The 19,549-nt window shown below is 56.1% G+C and carries 16 protein-coding genes; 10 read left to right on the top strand and 6 right to left on the bottom strand.

Translation table 11 applies throughout. The features are described 5' to 3' along the window. Positions 1 to 60 precede the first annotated feature (60 nt). Positions 61 to 2,877: a DNA polymerase I gene (gene polA, locus HEQ18_RS05520; RefSeq protein WP_432815828.1), complete on the top strand. Its 2,817-nt coding sequence runs from the start codon at positions 61 to 63 to the stop codon at positions 2,875 to 2,877. Between the two features lie 295 nt (positions 2,878 to 3,172). On the opposite strand, the gene HEQ18_RS05515 is transcribed toward polA, so the two are convergent. Then, complete coding sequence (locus tag HEQ18_RS05515) at positions 3,173 to 3,427, bottom strand: DUF2171 domain-containing protein (protein WP_432815827.1); 255 nt, start codon at positions 3,425 to 3,427, stop codon at positions 3,173 to 3,175. 346 nt (positions 3,428 to 3,773) lie between these two features. On the opposite strand from HEQ18_RS05515, the gene HEQ18_RS05510 reads away from it, so the two are divergent. Next, positions 3,774 to 6,047: a TonB-dependent receptor gene (locus HEQ18_RS05510; protein WP_432815826.1), complete on the top strand. Its 2,274-nt coding sequence runs from the start codon at positions 3,774 to 3,776 to the stop codon at positions 6,045 to 6,047. Positions 6,048 to 6,225: 178 nt separating this feature from the next. Here HEQ18_RS05510 and HEQ18_RS05505 read toward each other — a convergent pair whose 3' ends face one another. Then, on the bottom strand, positions 6,226 to 7,119 hold the full coding sequence (locus HEQ18_RS05505; RefSeq protein ID WP_432815825.1) for a prephenate dehydratase: 894 nt from the start codon (positions 7,117 to 7,119) through the stop codon (positions 6,226 to 6,228). A gap of 146 nt (positions 7,120 to 7,265) precedes the next feature. Here HEQ18_RS05505 and HEQ18_RS05500 point away from each other — a divergent pair, with 146 nt between their 5' ends. Beyond that, positions 7,266 to 7,892 (top strand): c-type cytochrome, encoded by a 627-nt coding sequence (locus HEQ18_RS05500; protein WP_432815824.1) that lies wholly within the window; start codon positions 7,266 to 7,268, stop codon positions 7,890 to 7,892. Between the two features lie 10 nt (positions 7,893 to 7,902). Here HEQ18_RS05500 and HEQ18_RS05495 read toward each other — a convergent pair whose 3' ends face one another. Beyond that, a complete protein-coding gene (locus HEQ18_RS05495) occupies positions 7,903 to 8,769 on the bottom strand; it encodes an LOG family protein (RefSeq protein WP_432815823.1) in 867 nt (288 codons plus the stop codon). A 40-nt stretch (positions 8,770 to 8,809) separates the two neighbouring features. Continuing rightward, entirely contained in the window at positions 8,810 to 9,469 is a 660-nt protein-coding gene (locus HEQ18_RS05490; protein ID WP_397604730.1) for an extensin family protein, read from the bottom strand. Between the two features lie 103 nt (positions 9,470 to 9,572). Here HEQ18_RS05490 and HEQ18_RS05485 point away from each other — a divergent pair, with 103 nt between their 5' ends. From HEQ18_RS05485 to HEQ18_RS05460, 6 genes are all read left to right on the top strand, one after another. Continuing rightward, positions 9,573 to 10,160: a sulfite oxidase heme-binding subunit YedZ gene (locus HEQ18_RS05485; protein ID WP_432815822.1), complete on the top strand. Its 588-nt coding sequence runs from the start codon at positions 9,573 to 9,575 to the stop codon at positions 10,158 to 10,160. Positions 10,161 to 10,162: 2 nt separating this feature from the next. Beyond that, positions 10,163 to 10,477 carry a PepSY domain-containing protein gene (locus tag HEQ18_RS05480; RefSeq protein ID WP_397604732.1) on the top strand — a complete coding sequence of 105 codons (315 nt, stop codon included), beginning with the start codon at positions 10,163 to 10,165 and terminating at the stop codon, positions 10,475 to 10,477. Positions 10,478 to 10,580: 103 nt separating this feature from the next. Continuing rightward, the gene (locus HEQ18_RS05475; RefSeq protein WP_432815821.1) at positions 10,581 to 11,711 is read left to right on the top strand and encodes a phosphoserine transaminase; all 1,131 of its coding nucleotides are present in this window, start codon (positions 10,581 to 10,583) and stop codon (positions 11,709 to 11,711) included. Positions 11,712 to 11,808: 97 nt separating this feature from the next. After that, positions 11,809 to 13,392, top strand: a complete 1,584-nt coding sequence (gene serA / locus HEQ18_RS05470; protein WP_432815820.1) for a phosphoglycerate dehydrogenase — start codon at positions 11,809 to 11,811, stop codon at positions 13,390 to 13,392. Between the two features lie 41 nt (positions 13,393 to 13,433). After that, complete coding sequence (locus HEQ18_RS05465; RefSeq protein WP_432815819.1) at positions 13,434 to 14,546, top strand: ATP phosphoribosyltransferase regulatory subunit; 1,113 nt, start codon at positions 13,434 to 13,436, stop codon at positions 14,544 to 14,546. A gap of 138 nt (positions 14,547 to 14,684) precedes the next feature. Then, positions 14,685 to 15,974: an adenylosuccinate synthase gene (locus tag HEQ18_RS05460; RefSeq protein WP_432815818.1), complete on the top strand. Its 1,290-nt coding sequence runs from the start codon at positions 14,685 to 14,687 to the stop codon at positions 15,972 to 15,974. On the opposite strand, the gene HEQ18_RS05455 is transcribed toward HEQ18_RS05460, so the two are convergent. Next, positions 15,971 to 17,272 (bottom strand): spinster family MFS transporter, encoded by a 1,302-nt coding sequence (locus tag HEQ18_RS05455; protein ID WP_432815817.1) that lies wholly within the window; start codon positions 17,270 to 17,272, stop codon positions 15,971 to 15,973. The two genes, HEQ18_RS05460 and HEQ18_RS05455, sit on opposite strands and share 4 nt — an antisense overlap. 172 nt (positions 17,273 to 17,444) lie before the next feature. On the opposite strand from HEQ18_RS05455, the gene HEQ18_RS05450 reads away from it, so the two are divergent. Beyond that, positions 17,445 to 18,182: a class I SAM-dependent methyltransferase gene (locus HEQ18_RS05450; RefSeq protein WP_432815816.1), complete on the top strand. Its 738-nt coding sequence runs from the start codon at positions 17,445 to 17,447 to the stop codon at positions 18,180 to 18,182. Here the strand turns inward: HEQ18_RS05450 and HEQ18_RS05445 are convergent. Continuing rightward, on the bottom strand, positions 18,179 to 19,522 hold the full coding sequence (locus tag HEQ18_RS05445; protein WP_432815815.1) for a dicarboxylate/amino acid:cation symporter: 1,344 nt from the start codon (positions 19,520 to 19,522) through the stop codon (positions 18,179 to 18,181). The genes HEQ18_RS05450 and HEQ18_RS05445 overlap by 4 nt on opposite strands. Positions 19,523 to 19,549 lie beyond the last annotated feature (27 nt).

The raw sequence follows: 19,549 nt of genomic DNA, 5'->3' as shown, positions 1-19,549 counted from the left end.
CAATGCCAAAGAGGTAAATTAGCAAAAGACTTGGCTAAAACGGGCTGCTATCGCAGCTTTATGTCTGACCAAAAGCATCTCTACCTCGTTGACGGCTCCGCGTATATTTTCCGCGCCTATCACCGGCTGCCACCGCTGACCAACAAGCATGGGGAGCCGGTGGGTGCAGTCTATGGCTATACGACGATGCTGTGGAAGCTGGCGGATGATTTGAACCAGGCCGATGGCCCGACGCATATGGCGGTGGTGTTGGATAAATCCAGCCAGACATTCCGCAACCGGATTTATGACCAATATAAGGCGCATCGCCCCGACCCGCCCGAAGACCTAAAGCCCCAATTTCCGATGATCCGCGACGCGACCCGCGCATTTTCCCTGCCATTGATTGAAGAAGAAGATGTCGAAGCCGATGACATGATCGCAAGCTATGCCAAAGCGGCCTGCGCGGCTGGCTGGCATGTCACGATTGTCAGCAGCGACAAGGACCTGATGCAGCTTGTCCAACCGTGCATCGACATGTTCGACACCATGAAAAACGAACGCATCCGTTCGGAGGAAGTGTTCGAGAAATTCGGCGTGGGTCCGGACAAGGTCGGCGATGTGCTCGCGTTGATGGGGGATAGCGTGGACAATGTGCCCGGCGTCCCGGGCGTTGGCCCAAAGACCGCGACCAAGCTGATCCAGGAATTTGGCGACCTTGAAAGCGTCTTGGCCGCCGCACCCGATATGAAGCCATCCAAAATGCGTGACAATTTAATCGCGCATGCGGACAAGGCACGATTGTCAAAGATTTTGGTGACGTTAAAGGAAGATTGCCCGCTGCCCATCGCGATTGAGGACATGGTTCTGGGTGCCATCCCCGAAGAACCTTTGGCCGAATTTTTGCAGCATCACGGGTTTAATTCGCTGTTGAAGCGCATTGGGCATGTCGCGGATACGGCGGCTGCAAATAAGGCGATTGCCGGCAACCCCAAGGCAACGAACGCAGGCGACGGCGCGGAACGCGCGCCGGTAACAGGGGCATCCGCCGTCCCTGCGCCCATGCCGAAAATTGATTTAGCCGCCTATGAGTGCGTCACCGATATAAAACGGCTGGACCATTGGATCACCCGTGCGCGCGAAACCGGCACGCTTGGTTTTGACACCGAAACCGACAGCCTGCAGGCGGCAAGTGCGAACCTTGTGGGGCTAAGCCTTGCGGTTGCGCCGGGTGAGGCATGCTATGTCCCGCTGACGCATGGCGGCACCGATATGTTCGCCGAACGGCCAGAGCAGATTCCGATGGCGACCGCGCTAGAAAAGCTACGCCCTCTGCTTTGCGATCCGGAAGTCTTAAAAATCGGCCAGAATTTGAAATATGATATGTCGGTGCTGGCGCGGCACAATGTTCATATCACGCCTTATGACGACACTATGGTGATGAGCTTTGCCTTGGATGCCGGGCGTCAGGCGCATGGCATGGATGAGCTTTCCAAGGCGCATCTGGGCCATGAATGCATTTCATACAAAAGCGTGACGGGCACGGGCAAAAGCCAAATTGGTTTTGCCGCCGTGCCGCTGTCCGACGCGACACGTTATGCGGCGGAGGACGCCGATGTGACGTTGCGCCTATGGCACCATCTCAAATTGCGCCTGAGCCCCGAAAAGGCGACCAGCGTCTATGAACTGGTTGATCGCCCATTGGTGCCCGTTTTGTCCAAAATGGAATGCCTGGGCATCAAGGTTGACCGCGCCGCTTTGGCGCGGCTGTCGTCCGAATTCGCCGCGCAAATGGAATTGCTCGAAAAGGAAATTCACGACCTTGCAGGGCAACCCTTCACCATTGGCAGCCCGCAGCAATTGGGCGAAATCCTGTTTGGCAAAATGGGCTATAAGGGCGCAAAAAAAGGTAAGTCCGGGCAATATTCCACCGACGTGACCGTGTTGGAGGATCTTGCAGGGCAGGGCATAGAGATCGCGCGCAAAGTGCTCGACTGGCGGCAATTGGCGAAGCTGAAATCGACCTATACCGACAGCCTGCAACAACAGATTGACCCCAAAACCGGCCGCGTGCACACAAGCTATAGCCTTGTTGGCGCGCAGACCGGGCGTTTGTCGTCGACCGACCCCAATTTGCAGAATATCCCGATCCGCACCGAAACGGGGCGTCAGATCAGGGACGCATTTATCGCAGAAGCGGGCAACGTCATTTTGTCCGCAGACTATAGCCAGATCGAACTGCGTTTGGCGGCGCATTTTGCCGATGTCGAACCCTTGCGTGACGCCTTTGAAAAAGGTGAGGATATCCACGCCCGCACCGCGCTTGAGCTGTTTGGCGAAGTCAACCGCGACACAAGAGGGCGCGCCAAAACGATCAACTTCTCCATCCTCTATGGCATTTCGCGCTGGGGCCTTTCAAAGCGTCTGGAGTCCTCGCCAGAAGAGGCGCAGGCACTCATCGACGCTTATTTCAAACGCTTCCCCGGCATTTCCAATTATATTCAGGAAACGATGGCCACGGTCCGCGAATGCGGTCATTCGACCACCCTTTTCGGGCGCAAAACATGGTTCCCGCGCATCACCTCGCCCAATCAAGCCGAACGGCAGGGCAGCGAACGCGCCGCGATCAACGCGCCGATCCAAGGGACGAGCGCCGACATCATCAAACGCGCGATGGTGCGCATGGGCCCCGCATTGCAGGCCGCCGGGCTTGGGCATGTCAAAATGCTGCTTCAGGTGCATGACGAACTGGTGTTCGAATTGCCGCAAGCCGACGTCGCCGCCGCAAGCGAGATCATCCGCAACGTCATGGCCAATGCCGCCGAACCTTTGGTGAAGCTTACGGTTCCGTTGGGCATTGAAATCGGTACTGGACCAAGCTGGGGGGCGGCGCACTAAGCCGGAGACGAAAGACGCCGCCCAACGCGTTTAGGGTCAGGAGCACTTAAATCCACCTTCGCGGTTTGAGGCCATATTGTTCAGTGCCAGGCGGCAAGCGCAGGACTTAGTGGTTCTAAGTCCAAGCCTGCCAACGTGGCAATCGACAGTATGGGTCAAATCCGAAGGACGCCAAAATGGCTTCGATCTCAAAGCAAAATGCCCTTGCAGGCAGAATGATTGCCTGCGGCGGACATTTTACTTCGATATCTTTGCCATTTTGACGCCGCGAAGGTGGATTTAAGTGGTCCTGACCCTAGCTTTTGGCGTCTTCTTCTTGTTCAAAGGTGACGGCAACGTCGGCATTGGCCGACAGGCGGACGGTGTCGTCGTGCACCGTGGCGACCAGCCCGCCGTCAATATAATGGTGATGCCCTTCATGGCCGCCTTGCCCTGAATCTGACTTGGTCAATTTGATACGGTTGCCCTCAACGCCATCGACAGTGCCAACATGCACCCCGTCCGCGCCAATGACTTCGGCATGTTCTTTAATCTGCGATAGGTCAGCCATAATATGCTCCTCTGATATGGAACATAGCTAACGCCCGAAACCCGTTCTGGGTCCGACCCGAGTAACGCCCCTCCCAAAAGTGGGAGCGTTGAGACCAACCAACTCCCCTCCCGCAGGCGGGAGGGGTCGGGGGAGGGGCAAGCCGCAGGCGCGTGCGAAAACCCTTGTTCCACCAACAACTGCGTCATCCCCTAAACAACCCGTCCATCAAAAAACGCCGCCGCACCAGTGCGCCCTGTCGCAAATATTTCTTATTTTCATATTCAAACTGTCGCACGGCGGTCGCCATAATGACGCGACCATTGCGCATAGGGCCAGCGTCCCCGGTTCACTGGAGTTTCCTATCATGCGTCGTCCCTATATTGCTCTTGCACTGTCAATGCTGTCTGCATCCACCGCCATGCCCGTATATGCGCAGACGGCTGAGGCTGATGACCAGGCGTTTGAAGGTGAGATCATCGTCACCGCGCAAAAACGTGAAGAGCGGTTGGTCGATGTTCCTGTGACGCTCAGCGCGGTCAGCGGCGCGCGTCTGAACGAGTTGGGCGTTAGCGATTTGGACGAGCTCGCCAATTATATCCCTGGCCTCAACATTCAGGAGCAGAGCGCGAACAACCCCGGTGTTGTCATTCGCGGCATTACGTCCGATTCCGGATCAGCGCAGCAGGCGGCGCGCGTTACATTATATTATAATGGCGTCGATATCTCGCGGTCACGTGGGTCCTATCAAGACATTTACGACATTGAACGGATTGAGGTCATCAAGGGGCCACAGGCGACCTTGTTCGGCACGGCGTCTGCGGTAGGTGCGATCAGCATCATTTCGGCGCGGCCAGAGGCTGGCTTTTCGGGCGCGCTGACCGGTGGCATTGGTAACTTTAATCAGCGCCAGCTCGGCGGTTTTGTGAACGTCGGATCGGACACGCTGGCCGGTCGCGTCGCGTTTCAATTCAAAAAGCGTGATGGCTATGTCAACAACCTTGCGCCAAATCAGGATGACCTGAATGGCCAAAATCAGCTTGGTGCGCGCGGGTCGCTGCGCTTTACGCCCAATGACGCGCTGACCGCTGATCTCATTTTGACTTATGACCGTCAACGCAACCCCGGAACGGCATTTGTTTCCAAAGCATTGCCGACGGCTTCGGGCCCGGGCAATCCGTTCGGTGACGCATATCTGGGTGGTTCGCCAACTTCATTGCAGGATTTATATGCGGAGAAGCTTGGCCTGACGCGCGATGTGTATGACGCAAACTTCACGGTGAAGTATGACCTTGAGGATAATTGGGCGCTGAATATGGTCAATGGCTATCGCAAATTTGACTCGCTTGAGGTGTTTGACGCCGATGGTTCGGCTGCGCCTTATCTGGAATTTACCGAATTTGCCAAGGGCGACCAGTTCAACCACGAAACCCGCTTTGCGTATACCGATGATAGTTTTCGTGGATCATTCGGGTTCAATTTCTTCCACGAAAACAGCATTCAAAATGTTCCGTTTTCCGGCAATGAGCGTGTATTCTTGGCCTGTTTAACCAGCACCGCCACAACCCGTGGAAATTGCGTCGCGGCCAATGGCACTGTCCCTGCGCTTGCGTTGACACCCGTTCCATATAGCTCGGTGTTTGAAAATCAGGGCCGCAATGACAGCTATTCTATGTTTGCCGACGGCACATGGATCCCGACACCCAGCCTCGAGCTGACCGCTGGCGCACGCGTCTTGATCGAAAAGCGGCGGTCAGGTTTCTTTGCCCGCGTCCCGCGCTCGGCACTTACCGGAGGGGCTTCATTGGTCCCGGGCCAAGTCGATACAGCAGGTCAGACGTTCCGCACGGAGGATAGCTTTCAGGCCGTCCTGCCACGCTTCAACCTGTTGTATCGTTTCTCTGATAAATTTAACGGCTATGCCACCGTGTCCAAGGGCCGTCGCTCCGCGACTGTGCAATTGGGCGCGCGTCCGACCTCTTCGGGCCCTGTTGCAAATTTCACACCCGTATTGGCCGAAAACATCTGGAACTACGAAGTCGGTTTGAAAGGCGCGTTGGGCATTTTCTCCGGTTCAATCGGCGCATATTATCTGACCTACGATAACTTCCAAGTCAGCGTTGTATTGCCCAATGGCACCACGCAGACGCAAAGCGCCGGTTCAGCGACCAACAAGGGCGTTGAAGCCGAATTGACCATGAAGCCGACAAGCTGGCTGAGCGTGTTTGGCAATATCGGTTATATCGATGGCGGCATTGACGACAAACCAACCATTGCGGCCAATTTCCGAGGTGCAAAGTTCCGTTTGCAACCCGAAGTGCAGGCATCGGGCGGCTTTACGATTGACGCAGATTTGGGTGGCATGACATTCTTTGCCACGCCGTCGGTGACCTATCGCAGCAAGATGTTTTTCGAAGTGCCCAATAACCCGCTCATCGCGCAAGAGGGCGTGACGCTGGTCAATGTGAACGCAGGGTTCCGCTTTGGCGAAGACCGTTTCGAAATCTCCGCCTTTGCCCGAAACCTTCTGGACGAAGATTATCTGCTCGATGCAGGCAACACGGGCGGGGCCTTTGGCATCCCAAGCTACATTCCCGCTGAGCCACGTTTATATGGCGTCAAGGTCGGCATGAAGTTCTGAACGGGGACGGCTGGTACATTGCATCAATATCCTCCCCACACCGGGGAGGAATTAGTAAAGGCTGGTGCGCATCACGGGTGTTTGGCCATACCGACAGGCGCGATAGGCACCAGCCTGCGCTGGGGCGACGGGGAAAGTTGGTGGGCGGAGACAAGCCTTGACGCTATTCCCGCCAGCCTCAACCCCGCTCGCGGGTTCGCATATAGGTGCCGAGCAAGCGGACCGAGTTGCAGTGGAAACGCAGCTCCTCCAATGCGCGGTCGACCGCTGGGTCGCCGGGTGCGCCTTCGATATCGGCGAAGAATTCGGTTGCGGCAAAGCTTGCGCCGTTTTGATAGCTTTCCAGTTTCGTCATGTTGACGCCGTTGGTCGCAAAGCCGCCCATCGCCTTGTACAAAGCGGCGGGGATGTTCTTCACCTCAAAAATCAGCGTGGTCATTAACGTGCCCGTCAGGGTGCTCCGGTCGGCTGGCGTGCGTGAAAGCACCACGAAGCGGGTGGTGTTGCTGTCATCGTCTTGCACCGCGTCGTTAATGGCGACGAGGCCGTAGAGGTCTGCGGCAATCGGGGGCGCAATGGCCGCTGCCGACGGGTCGTCATTGGCAGCGACAAACGCGGCGGCGGCGGCGGTATCCGCATAGGCCACAGGGATAATGCCATTGGCGCGTAAAAAATGTCGGCATTGGCCGAGCGCTTGCGGATGGCTCATGGCGGTTTTGAGAATGGCATCTGCCGATTTTGCCATGAGGCAATGGCGGATCGACATAAAATGCTCGGATATGATACTGAGGCCCGATTCTGGCAGCAGAAAGTGGATGTCGGCCACGCGGCCATGCAGCGAATTTTCGATAGGTATAATCGCGCAGGCGGCGGTTCCGTCTTTGACCGCATCAATGGCGTCTTCGAACGAAAAACAGGGCAGGGGGAGGCAATCGGCGTCATATTCCAACGCTGCCAAATGCGAGTTTGCCCCTGGCGCGCCTTGAAAGGCAATCGCTTTTGCGGGATGTTGTTGTGCAGCAAGCGTCATGTCTTTGACGATTGCCAGTGCGGGTGCGGGATAACTGTTCATGCTGCGCAGGCGTTAGGATAGGCAGACTTATCGGGCAAGTGTGGATTTGGGCACTTGCACCCGCCAACGCGCGCCATTAGAGGGACCCCTAGAACCGGCCATCATTCTGCGCCGGTGTTTTAACGCACTTTCAAGGCTGATAAACAATGGATGATCGTAGTAACACAATTGCAGGCTGGGTTTTGGCAGGCGGCATCGTCGCGCTTGGACTAAGCATCGTCACGGGCATGTACTTCCACCCAGAGGCGCCCGAGAAAGAGGGCTTTGCCGTTGTGGCTGAGGCGGCGGGCGAAGCGGGCGGCGCTGCGGTTGTGCCAATCGCAACGTTGCTTGCAACCGCAGATATCGCCAAGGGCGAAGCTGCGTTCAAGAAGTGCGCGGCTTGCCATACCATTGCACCAGGTGGCGCAAACGGCATTGGTCCGAATCTTTGGGCAGCCATGGGTAAGGCGCATGGTCATGTTGCCGGTTTTGCGTATTCCGACGCGTTGAAAAGCGTTCCAGGTAACTGGGATTGGGAAGGCATGGACAAATGGTTGGCCAACCCTAAAAAATATGCGCCGGGTACCAAAATGACCTTCGCTGGTCTGGGCAATCCGGAAGAACGCGCGAACCTGATCTTGTATATGAACGCGCAAGGTTCAAACTTGCCATTGCCAACGCCCCCTGTGGCAGAAGCCCCTGCCGATGATGCAGCCGCCGCTCCTGCCGCAACGGGTGATGCTGCCGCCGCACCAGCAGCCGGAGCAGCACCAGCACCTGCCGCGAAATAATCCGGTTAAATCAATGTGAAACTTCGTAGAAATCGCAGATGGCATCCCATGCCTCTTCTGCGGTTTCGACGAATTGGAATAAATCCAGATCAGGCGGGCTGATAACGCCCTCGAGCATAAGCTCCTCAAAATTCACAACGCGGTTCCAAAATTCGCGCCCGAACAACAGGATCGGCATCTTCTTGATCTTGCCGGTCTGAACCAGTGTCAGCAGCTCAAAAAATTCATCAAAAGTGCCAAAGCCGCCGGGGAAAACCGCAACGGCGCGTGCGCGCAGCAGGAAGTGCATTTTGCGCAAAGCGAAATAATGGAATTGAAAACTTAAACGGGGCGTTACGAACAGGTTCGGCGCTTGCTCATGCGGCAGAACGATATTCAGGCCAACCGATTCTGCGCCGACATCATGCGCGCCGCGATTGGCGGCTTCCATGATCGATGGACCACCGCCTGAACATACCACGAAATGGCGCCGGCCTTCTTCATCGGTAACATTGGCTTTTCCGGCCAATTGTGCCAAATGGCGCGCTTGTTCGTAAAAGCGGGATTTTTCCTTCATCCGTTCGGCGATGATGGTTGCGCGCTCCCCTTGCGCAGCGGCGAGCAAAGCGTCGGCGACGGCGGGTTCGGGAATGCGCGCCGAACCGTAGATGACCAGCATCGAACCGATATTCGCCTCATCGAGCAACATTTCGGTTTTGAGCAGTTCCAATTGAAAACGCACAGGGCGCAGGTCTTCGCGCAGCAGGAAGTCTGTATCCTGAAAGGCCAGTCGATATGACTTGCTTTGCGTTTGCGGCGTAGAGAGTTGCTGTTCGGCAAAATCCGCTTCTTGTTGTGCTTTGTAGAAGCGGCGATCGTTAATTTTTGTGTCTGTCATTACCCTGCATGTAGGGCGAACAAGTTTCTTTTGCCAGCCCTTATCGGCAATAAGCGGTGCCGTTGCTCATCGATTTGGCCATATCAAAATGGAAATGGTTTGCATGCGCGGCGTCGAAGTCCGGGCCAAGAACGGTGCCAAATCTCTTGCAGGCAGATTGGTGTAAGCGGCGCAGGAATGCCCGTTCTTCGGATGATCCGCGCCAACCGTTCAGCACGGATATCCGCCGTCCATCGCGCAGGACAAAGGCGGATACATCAACGGCATTCGCAAATGCATGTTGAGATAGTCTGCCAGATCGACTGCCATTAACAACGCGGCAGTTAAATGTGCCCATGGTCTCAATCTTGATCACCGGACTGCCAAGATATTGCTTGGCCGCAGGTGCCACGGCATAGCGCGCCCAATCGGTAAAGCTTGACGCAAGTGGGCATGTCATCGCCCCCAAATTTGTTGTCTGCGTGCCAAAGTCCATCAGCTTGATAGTGTCGATCATGCGGCACCCGCCGTCGAAACTTTTGTTAGGCAGCCCTGCAAAGCGCACCGATTTGGACTTAAGGCCAGCTAGGCATTGGCGGGCACTGTCCGACGTCATGTTTTCGCTGGATCGCGGCGATTGCGGCTTTTCCCGTCCACTGCACGACGCCAGCGCAAAGACGCCAGCGATCAGCAGAAATCTCTGAAACAGCCCCAATGTCATGAAAGCGTCTTAACGCATAAATTCGTCTGCGCAGCCAAAAAATGACGACCGATGTTGCAATTTGCCCGTTGCATAGCGCGCGACAGGCGATTATCGCGAATGCATGTTGCGAATCATTCTTAATAAGAAGCCGACATTCTGGGCATTATTGTGTTTGCCCGCTATGTTGATGATGCGCCCTTATGTTTTCGGCGATGTAATCGCGATGGATATGCTGCAACCAACGGGTGAATGGTCGGCACGCTTCATGATTGCCGCGATGGTGCTTAGTCCCTTATTGTCGCTGATTGGGCCTCGGCCATGGCTGAGTTGGCTCATTCAGCGCCGCCGGGCATTGGGCGTTGCGGCTTTTGGCTATGCGATTTTACATCTGATTTTCTATATCATCGATATGGGGAATCTCGACGATATTCTTGCCGAATTTTGGGCGCTTGGTATCTGGACCGGTTGGGCCGCGATGTTATTGTTTGTGCCCTTGGCGGTGACGAGCAATGATGCGTCCATGCGTGCGCTCAAGGCTGGCTGGAAACGTCTTCAACGCCTTGTCTATCCTGCCGCTGTGCTCGTTCTTGTCCATTGGATATTCATCCACAATAATTTAGGACCAGCGCTCGTGCACTTCATCCCGCTTGTGCTGCTCGTGGCGGCACGATATTTCCTCGCCAACAGATCCATTTTTAAAGGAGCATGAATATGCGTTTTTGGACACCTCTTTCACTGGCTGCTGTGGCCACTATCGCTTTTGCGTCGGTCCCCGCATCGGCAACCGGCGCAATCACCTGCAAATCAGGGCCAGTTTCCGGATGGAAAAGCCAAAAGGCGCTGACCGACAAGCTGACTAAAGAAGGCTGGACTGTGCGTAAGTCGAAAGTCGATGGCGGCTGCTATGAAGTTTATGGCACTACCCCTGAAGGCGACCGTGTCGAGGCCTATTTTCACCCCGTAACTTTGGAAAAATTATATGTTAGCCGCCGTGGCGAAATATTGTTTCGCAAGGCGGGTTATTGATAGCTTTTTGTAATAGTCATTGACAAAGCCGGGGCCGCGCCTAGATGCGGCTCCGGGCCACGCGGTCCCAACGCCGCGCTGCTCTCTGCAAGGAGACGCTTACATGACTATAGTAAAACCCGCCGTTAAACCGGCGCGTCCGTTCTTTTCCTCCGGACCCTGTGCGAAGCCGCCAGGCTGGAGCCCGGAAAAACTTCAAACCGAATCTATTGGCCGATCGCATCGCGCGAAAATCGGCAAATCACGGCTGCAACGCGCTATCGATCTGATGCGCGAAGTGTTGCAGGTTCCCGATACGCATCGCATTGGCATCGTCCCGGGGTCCGACACCGGCGCGATTGAAATGGCGATGTGGACCATGTTGGGCGGGCGCCCCGTCACGATGATGGCGTGGGAAAGTTTTGGCGAGGGCTGGGTCACTGACGTGAACAAGCAGTTGAAGCTGAACGCCAATGTCATGAACGCGCCTTATGGCGAAATTCCGGATGTCGGCGCAGTCGATTTTACCCATGATGTGGTATTCACATGGAATGGCACGACATCGGGCGCGCGGGTGCCCAATGGCGACTGGATAGCCGATGACCGTGAAGGCCTAACCTTCAACGACGCAACCTCGGCGGTGTTTGCTTATGACATGCCTTGGGACAAGCTCGATGTAACAACATTTAGCTGGCAGAAGGTGTTGGGCGGCGAAGGCGCGCATGGCGTTCTTATTCTCGGGCCCCGCGCTGTCGAGCGGTTGGAAAGCTATACGCCATCATGGCCGCTTCCTAAACTATTCCGCTTGATGTCGAAAGGCGCGCTCGCCGAAGGAATCTTCAAGGGTGAGACGATCAACACACCATCCATGCTCGCCGTTGAGGACGTGATCTTTGCGCTGGAATGGGCGCAGACCGTTGGCGGATTGCAGGGCCTAATGGCGCGCAGCAACGCCAATGCGGCGGCACTCGATGACATTGTTGCGGCAAGCGACTTTCTTGGCTTCCTCGCCGCTGATCCCGCTATTCGTTCGAAAACCTCCGTGTGCTTAACCGTCAAGGGTGCGGACGAAGCGATGATCAAGAAAATGGCGTCTTTGCTTGAGGCAGAGCATGCAGCCTATGACATCGCCGGATATCGCGACGCCCCGCCGGGCTTGCGCATTTGGTGCGGTGCGACCGTTGATACCGCCGATATTCAGGCGCTCGGGCCATGGCTCGATTGGGCGTACCACAGCGCAAATTCTCAATCCTAAACAGTCGTCCTGAACTTGTTTCAGGACCTTACTTTCGACTGTGAAATTAAGATGCTGAAACAAGTTCAGCATGACGATATTTGAAATGGAACTCCACATGACCAAACCACGCGTACTCATCTCCGACAAAATGGATCCAAACGCCGCCAAGATTTTGGCTGAACGCGGCTGCGACGTTGATGTCATCACGGACCAAACGCCCGACGAACTTGCCGCGATCATTGGCGATTATGATGGCTTGGCCATTCGTTCGTCGACGAAGGTGACGAAGCAGATACTGGACGCGGCTAAGAACCTGAAGGTTATTGGTCGCGCCGGCATTGGCGTCGATAACGTCGATATCCCGTATGCGTCGGCCAAAGGTGTGGTCGTCATGAACACGCCTTTTGGCAATTCCATAACCACGGCCGAACATGCCATCGCCTTGATGTTCGCCCTCGCGCGTCAATTGCCAGAGGCGAATGCGCAAACGCAAGCGGGTCAATGGCCGAAAAACGGTTTCATGGGCGTTGAGGTTACGGGCAAGACGCTTGGCCTTATTGGGGCTGGCAATATCGGATCGATTGTCGCGAGCCGTGCGCTGGGATTGCGGATGAAGGTCGTGGCCTTTGACCCGTTCCTCACCGCCGATCGCGCGATTGAAATGGGCGTTGAAAAGGCCGACCTCGATACCTTGCTCGCCAAGGCAGACTTCATTACCTTGCACACGCCGCTAACCGACCAAACCCGCAATATATTGTCGCGGGAAAATCTTGCGAAGACCAAAAAGGGTGTTCGCATCATTAACTGTGCACGTGGCGGGTTGATCGATGAAGAGGCGCTGAAAGAGGCGTTGGACAGCGGCCAAGTCGGCGGCGCAGCTTTGGACGTTTTTGCGACCGAGCCAGCGAAGGAATCGCCCCTGTTTGGCACGCCAAACTTCATCTGCACCCCGCATCTGGGTGCATCGACCAATGAGGCACAGGTCAATGTCGCGCTTCAGGTCGCCGAACAAATGGCGGATTATCTCGTCAATGGCGGCGTTACCAATGCGCTGAACATGCCAAGCCTGTCTGCTGAAGAAGCGCCGAAGTTGAAGCCATATACGACCCTTGCACTAAAATTGGGTTCGCTGGTTGGCCAATTGGCGCACGACAATCTCGACAATATCGCGATTGAGGTTGAGGGCGCTGCGGCGGAACTGAATATTAAACCAATTACTGCGGCGGTTCTTGCCGGTTTCATGCGGCGTTTTTCCGACGCAGTGAACATGGTCAACGCGCCGTTCTTAGCCAAAGAGCGTGGTTTCGACATTCGCGAAGTCCGCCATGACAAGACTGGCGCCTATCACACATTGGTGCGCGTCACCGTCAACACGGCGCAAGGCCCACGCTCGGTTGCAGGTACATTGTTCGCCAATAGCGAAGCACGGCTTGTCGAGATTTTCGGCATCAGCCTTGAGGCGGAGCTGGAAGGCAACATGCTCTACATCGTCAACGAAGATGCCCCTGGTTTCATTGGCCGTGTCGGCACGACCTTGGGTGAGGCCGGATTGAACATCGGCACATTCCATCTGGGCCGTCGCAGCGCGGGCGGTGAGGCAGTTTTGCTGCTCTCGATGGACGCGGCGATCCCTGAATCTGTCCTTAAACAGCTTGGTACGCTTCCCGGCGTGAAAACCGTGAAGGCGCTGAAGTTTTAGGCGGGGCTTCCCCGCTACGACTTTTGCGGTAAAGAGTGCGCATGAATATTCCTCCTGATTTGCTGCCCGAAGGGTATCGCGACCGCCTTCCGCCTCAAGCGGAGGTTGCTGCGCGGGTATCTCGGTCGATGATCGACGTGCTGGCAAGCTACGGCTATGCGCGCGTAGCACCGGCCATGGCGGAATTTGAATCGGTGCTCGCCAAACATAGCGGCGATGCCAACCGTAATCAGCATTTGCGCTTTACCGACCCTGTGTCGGGCCACACGCTGGCGCTGCGCGGTGATATCACCGTGCAGGTCGGGCGCATCGCCACGACCCGGATGAAGGACGCGCCGCGACCGCTGCGCTTGGCCTATCATGGTCAGGTGCTGCGTTTGCGCGCCAAGCAATTGCGACCCGAACGGGAACTGACGCAATTGGGTGCGGAATTGGTTGGCAATGACAGCGTTGCGGCCGCTTGCGAAATTGTTGGCGTTGCCATTGATGCGCTTGAGGCGGCGGGCGTCAAAGACATCACCATTGATTTCACATTGCCTGATCTTGTGGAACGGCTGGCGGAAAAGGCGCTGCCTTTGGCGAAGGACAAGATTGATGCCGTTCGCTCCGAGCTGGATATGAAGGATGCAGGCGGACTGAGTGCGCTGGGTGCCGACGCCTATTTGCCGCTGCTTGCGGCGACCGGCCCATTTGCAGACGCGGTTCAGAAGCTGCGGGCGATTGATGCTGGCGGGGCGCTCGCGTCGCGAATCCGTGCCTTGGAAGCCATTGCTAGCAATATTGCGGGCCGCGCCAATGTGACGCTTGATCCGACCGAGCGGCATGGCTTTGAATATCAAAGCTGGTTCGGTTTCACGATCTTCGCCAAAGGGTATAGCGCTGCACTTGGTCGCGGGGGCACTTATTATATTGATCGTGCCGATGGACCATCGGAACCGGCAACGGGCTTCTCGCTCTATCCCGACCCGTTGATTGATCTGGCTGACGAAGGCGTCATCCGGCGTCTTTTCCTGCCACTTGGCACCGACGCCGTGACCGGCGCAAAAATGCGCCATGAAGGTTGGGTGACGGTATCGGCATTGGATGAGGAAGACAGCGCCGCTGTGCTGGGCTGCACCCATATTTGGATAAACGGTCAGGCCATTCCCGTCTGAAATCGTCTCTCACGCAGCTTTAGGGTGGACGCCAGCCTCGCATAATCATAACGGAGCCCATGGCGAATCCCTTCGCAGGAAAAATCTCCTGCGCAGAAAAAGGCCCCAGAGCTATCTGGCTTTGACAGGGAATATCTGATGGCGAATGTAACCGTAATTGGCGCGCAATGGGGCGACGAGGGTAAAGGCAAGATTGTAGACTGGCTGGCGGAACGCGCCGATGCCGTTGTCCGCTTTCAAGGCGGGCATAATGCCGGCCACACTTTGGTCGTGGGTGACAATGTCTATAAATTATCGTTGCTGCCGTCGGGGATCGTAACCGGCACGCTGTCGATTATCGGCAATGGCGTGGTTCTTGACCCATGGGCGTTGCGCGATGAAATGACGAAGCTGCGCGGGCAGGGCGTTTTAATCACGACCGAGAATTTTGCGCTGGCGGATAACTGCGCATTGATCTTGCCAATCCACCGCGACTTGGATGGTTTGCGGGAAACCGCAGCGGGTTCGGGCAAGATCGGGACCACAGGTCGCGGCATTGGCCCTGCTTATGAAGACAAGGTGGGCCGCCGTGCGATCCGCGTGTGTGACCTGGCGCATCTCGATGCTTTGGATACCCAGCTTGACCGGCTTTGCGCGCATCATGATGCCTTACGCGCCGGATTTGGCGAACCGCCGGTGGATCGCGCGCGCTTGATCGCTGACCTGAAAGAAATCGCCCCCTTTGTTCTGGAATATGCCGAGCCGGTGTGGAGGCGATTGAATAAGGTGCGCAAGGCAGGCGCACGGATATTGTTCGAAGGCGCGCAGGGCGTCTTGCTTGACGTTGACCATGGCACCTATCCGTTCGTCACGTCGTCCAACACTGTGTCGGGCACCGCCGCGTCCGGCTCCGGCCTTGGGCCAAGTGCGGCGGGCTTTGTGCTGGGTATCGTCAAGGCCTACACCACGCGGGTCGGGTCAGGACCATTCCCGACCGAGCTTGAGGATGAAACGGGCCAAAGGCTGGGTGAGCGCGGCCATGAATTTGGCACCGTCACGGGGCGCAAGCGCCGCTGTGGTTGGTTTGATGCCGTTATTGTGCGTCAAAGCTGCGCCGTATCTGGTGTGACCGGCATTGCGCTGACTAAGCTCGATGTGCTCGACGGGTTTGATACGATCAAGATCTGCACCGGCTATCGCCTGCACGGTAAGGTCTATGACTATTTGCCAGCGCATGCCGCAGAGCAAGCCGCCGTGGAGCCCATTTACGAAGAAATGCCGGGTTGGCAGGAAACCACCGCAGGCGCGCGCAGTTGGGCCGACCTTCCGGCACAAGCGATCAAATATATCACGCGTGTGCAGGAATTGATCGAAACACCCGTTGCCTTGGTATCCACTTCGCCGCAGCGCGAAGATACGATCTTGGTGCGTGATCCTTTTGCCGATTAACCGCTTTTAAGCTCAGCATTTAACCGCAAGCTTGCCCGCCAGAAGAAAAAGGCGGGGATGAGGCCAAGCCATGCTGCGCCATATAGCACCCAACGGACGCTTTCATCGCCGGCCAGCGGCTTGAACGCGTCCGACATCATGCCGAACAACAAGGGGCCCAACCCAAGGCCGATCAGGTTTTGCGCGAACAGCATGAGGGCGGCGGCGACAGCGCGGGCCTCCGGCTTTACCAACCCTTGCACAGTGGCATAGGTCGGGCCGTAATACGCCGCGTTCAATGCCGTTGGCACAAATAACAAGAGTATCGCCACGCGCCAGTCGGTTGCGAAATAGCCCAAGAACAATATGGGTGTTGCAATGACCATGCCGATGGCGGGCGTGGTCAACAAATGACGTTTATCGATCTTGCCAAATTTGTCGGCCATCATGCCGCCCAGCCAGGTACCGATCATGCCCGCCACGCCCAAGCCAAGGCCAAGCAAAAGGCCGGTTTCCCCTGGGCTAAGGCCATGCGAGCGAATGAACAAGATCACCGCCCAAACGCTTTTGCCGTAAGACAGAAACGCCGTGAATGAGGCCGCGATCGCCAACATCACAAAGGCGCGCGAGCTGAACACTTCTTTGAGCGCTTCTTTGGTGGACAGAACCGTGCGAGCCTTTTCGCCCGATAATGCGCGGGCAGCCGCCTCGGCCTTGCGTGGTTCGCGCAATATGAATGGCAAAAACGCGGCCAATATCAAACCGGGAATGGCGACCGCCATGAATGCCACGCGCCAGCCATAGGCATCGTTCAATGCGCCGCCAACGACAAGGCCCAATAAGCTGCCAATCGGAATGCCAAGGCCGTAAAACGCGATGGCTGATGATCTTTTTTCCGGCGGGACGCTGTCGGTAATGAGCGAGTGGGCGGCAGGGGTGCACCCTGCCTCACCTACGCCAACGCCCACGCGGGCGAGCGCAAGTTGTGCGAAATTCTGCGCCAACCCGCATAAGGCCGTCATCGCGGACCAGACCGCCAAGGATATGGAGATCAGACCAACGCGATTGGTACTGCTATTGTCCGCATAACGGGCGATGGGGATGCCCAACAATGTATAGAAAAGCGCAAAGGCAAGACCAGTTAACAAACCAATTTGGGTATCGGAAAGGTCGAGATCCCGACTGATCGGTTCGGCCAAAATGTTGACAATCTGCCGGTCGAGGAAATTAAGCACATAAACAACCATCAATATCCAAAGCAGCAATTTCGGATTTGTAATCGTCGGTTTTGCCGCAGGCGCGGTCCGGCTGTCTTCCATGAATATCTCCTCTTCCTTCCTGTGTTATGGAATAAATTTTGACATTGTCAAAGCCTTGAAACGTTTGTTGCGCGCGCCTTATCAACGGCGGGCTGTGCCATGACTGCGTAAAATCAGTCGGGCCGATAACTCTTTGATTGACTGTTGTCCGCTTCACGGCTTTGGGGTGAAAATGACTACACGCGAAACGACGGCGTACATGCCTCTGCATGATTTGGACCTTAGCCAGTCATTGGGGGATCGTTGCATGGTCATGGCCTATGGCGCGATTCAATGGCCATGGCTGTTGCGTAGCCTCGATGGCGGGCGCAAGAAAGATAAGGCGGCATTGCTCGCTTATCTCGACTTGCCTCTCGATGCACTGCCCAATTTGGGAAGCTGGAAAGCCGACACAAATTTTTTGTGGCATATCGTTTCCGCAATCGAAGACATGCGACCGGCGCAGGTTGTCGAACTGGGCTGCGGCGCGTCCACCTTTGTTGCGGCGCGCGCTCTGCAGCTTTTTGGCGGCGGAAAGATTGTCAGCTTTGACCAACATGCGGCGTTCGCGCAAACGACTCAAGACTGGATACGCGACAACAACATGGATGTGGAAATTCGGCGCGCCCCGTTAGGCGCGCCGCCCGCTGGCTGGCCTGGGCACTGGTACCAACTGTCCGATGTTCCCAACGAGATCGACTTGCTCATCGTCGATGGCCCGCCTTGGGCCATCCATCCGCATGTGCGCGGCGCTGCGGCAACCCTGTTCCCGCGCATCACTCCCGGCGGCAGGGTGCTGCTGGATGACGCCGCGCGTCCCGGTGAGCGCATGGTTGCGCGGCGCTGGCGCAAAGAACATCGCAACATGGAATTCACGCTCGACAGCCAAGGTGCCAAGGGCACCTTGCTTGGACACAAACACCCCGCTTAAAGCTTCGTCTTTCGCGCGTCAGTGACCATATCTTCGGCTAGGTCGAGCCCCGCTTTTCCGTCCGCTATAGTGTGCGCGGGTGCATGTGGCGGTTCAACATAATCGGGTTCCTCAACCTCCAACATGCCTTCCCATTTGGTGATGACGGACGTTGCGACGGCGTTGCCGACGACATTGGTCGCGGTCCGGCCCATATCGAGGAATTGGTCAATCGCAAGGATGAGCGCGACGCCTTCCACCGGAAGGTCGAACATCGCCAGCGTGCCGGTAATCACCACCAACGAAGCGCGCGGCACGGCGGCGACGCCCTTGGACGAAATCATGAGCGTGAGCAGGATAAGGATCTGCGTGCCGATGGATAGGTCAATGCCATAAGCTTGCGCGATGAAGATTGTCGCGAAGCTCATATACATCATCGAACCATCAAGGTTGAAGCTGTAACCCAATGGCAGCATGAAGCCCGAAATCCGGCGCGGGACACCAAAACGGTCAAGCTGTTCAAACAGCTTGGGCAGCGCCGCTTCGCTGGATGCGGTCGAAAATGCGATCAACATGGGTTCGCGGATGTAGCGGATGAGCGTCCATATACGCCGGCCCAGGAAAATTGCGCCGATCGACAGCAGAATCGCCCACAATAACGCCAGCGACAGATAGAATTCCGTCACCAGCTCTAAATAGGTCGCAAGGATTGCAAGGCCGCTTTTTGATACAACAGCGGCCAATGCACCAAACACCGCTACTGGGGCATAGCGCATGACATAATGCGTAATCTGCAGCATCATTTCCGCAAGTGACTCTGCACCCCGCACCAAAGGTGCGCCCTTTTCACCTAAGGCCGAAAGCGCGATGCCTGCGAACAATGAAAATACCAAAATCTGCAAGATATTGTTTGTCGCCATCGCCTCGAACGCGTTTTTCGGGAAAATCGAAAGAATGAATTCCCAAAAGTCGAGTTTTTTGACCTCGCCAATGGTTGCCGCAGCATTTCCAATACTGTCCACTGGCGCACCGATTCCTGGCTGAAACAGGTTCACCATCAATAGGCCAAGGCCAATCGAGATAAAGCTGGCGATAATAAACCATGTAATGGCGCGAAAACCGATGCGACCGAGCGCCGAGCTGTCGCCCATATGTGCGATACCCACGACTATCGTGGATAGGATCAGGGGCGCAACCAACAATTTGATTAGGTTCAGAAATATATCAGAGAGGAGTTTGAATGTTTTGGTTAAATATTCAAACTGCGTGCTATCCTGCGCGAAACTGACGTGGACCGCGTAACCAACTGCTACGCCCAGGATCATTCCTGCCAATATCCACAATGTAAGCCGTTTATCCACGCAACCCTCCTAACATTCGTTGTTCCG

The organism is Sphingorhabdus sp., assembly GCF_050921905.1.
GTDB lineage: Bacteria > Pseudomonadota > Alphaproteobacteria > Sphingomonadales > Sphingomonadaceae > Sphingorhabdus_B.
The sequence above is the reverse complement of the archived record's forward strand: the minus strand, read 5'-3'. Positions and strand labels throughout refer to the sequence as shown.

Bases quoted from the DNA above. Each gene is read 5' to 3' on its own strand.
- polA (WP_432815828.1), top strand. From the start codon at position 61: ATGTCTGACCAAAAGCATCTCTACCTCGTTGACGGCTCCGCGTATATT.
- HEQ18_RS05515 (WP_432815827.1), bottom strand. From the start codon at position 3,427: ATGGCTGACCTATCGCAGATTAAAGAACATGCCGAAGTCATTGGCGCG.
- HEQ18_RS05510 (WP_432815826.1), top strand. From the start codon at position 3,774: ATGCGTCGTCCCTATATTGCTCTTGCACTGTCAATGCTGTCTGCATCC.
- HEQ18_RS05505 (WP_432815825.1), bottom strand. From the start codon at position 7,119: ATGAACAGTTATCCCGCACCCGCACTGGCAATCGTCAAAGACATGACG.
- HEQ18_RS05500 (WP_432815824.1), top strand. From the start codon at position 7,266: ATGGATGATCGTAGTAACACAATTGCAGGCTGGGTTTTGGCAGGCGGC.
- HEQ18_RS05495 (WP_432815823.1), bottom strand. From the start codon at position 8,769: ATGACAGACACAAAAATTAACGATCGCCGCTTCTACAAAGCACAACAA.
- HEQ18_RS05490 (WP_397604730.1), bottom strand. From the start codon at position 9,469: ATGACATTGGGGCTGTTTCAGAGATTTCTGCTGATCGCTGGCGTCTTT.
- HEQ18_RS05485 (WP_432815822.1), top strand. From the start codon at position 9,573: ATGTTGCGAATCATTCTTAATAAGAAGCCGACATTCTGGGCATTATTG.
- HEQ18_RS05480 (WP_397604732.1), top strand. From the start codon at position 10,163: ATGCGTTTTTGGACACCTCTTTCACTGGCTGCTGTGGCCACTATCGCT.
- HEQ18_RS05475 (WP_432815821.1), top strand. From the start codon at position 10,581: ATGACTATAGTAAAACCCGCCGTTAAACCGGCGCGTCCGTTCTTTTCC.
- serA (WP_432815820.1), top strand. From the start codon at position 11,809: ATGACCAAACCACGCGTACTCATCTCCGACAAAATGGATCCAAACGCC.
- HEQ18_RS05465 (WP_432815819.1), top strand. From the start codon at position 13,434: ATGAATATTCCTCCTGATTTGCTGCCCGAAGGGTATCGCGACCGCCTT.
- HEQ18_RS05460 (WP_432815818.1), top strand. From the start codon at position 14,685: ATGGCGAATGTAACCGTAATTGGCGCGCAATGGGGCGACGAGGGTAAA.
- HEQ18_RS05455 (WP_432815817.1), bottom strand. From the start codon at position 17,272: ATGGAAGACAGCCGGACCGCGCCTGCGGCAAAACCGACGATTACAAAT.
- HEQ18_RS05450 (WP_432815816.1), top strand. From the start codon at position 17,445: ATGACTACACGCGAAACGACGGCGTACATGCCTCTGCATGATTTGGAC.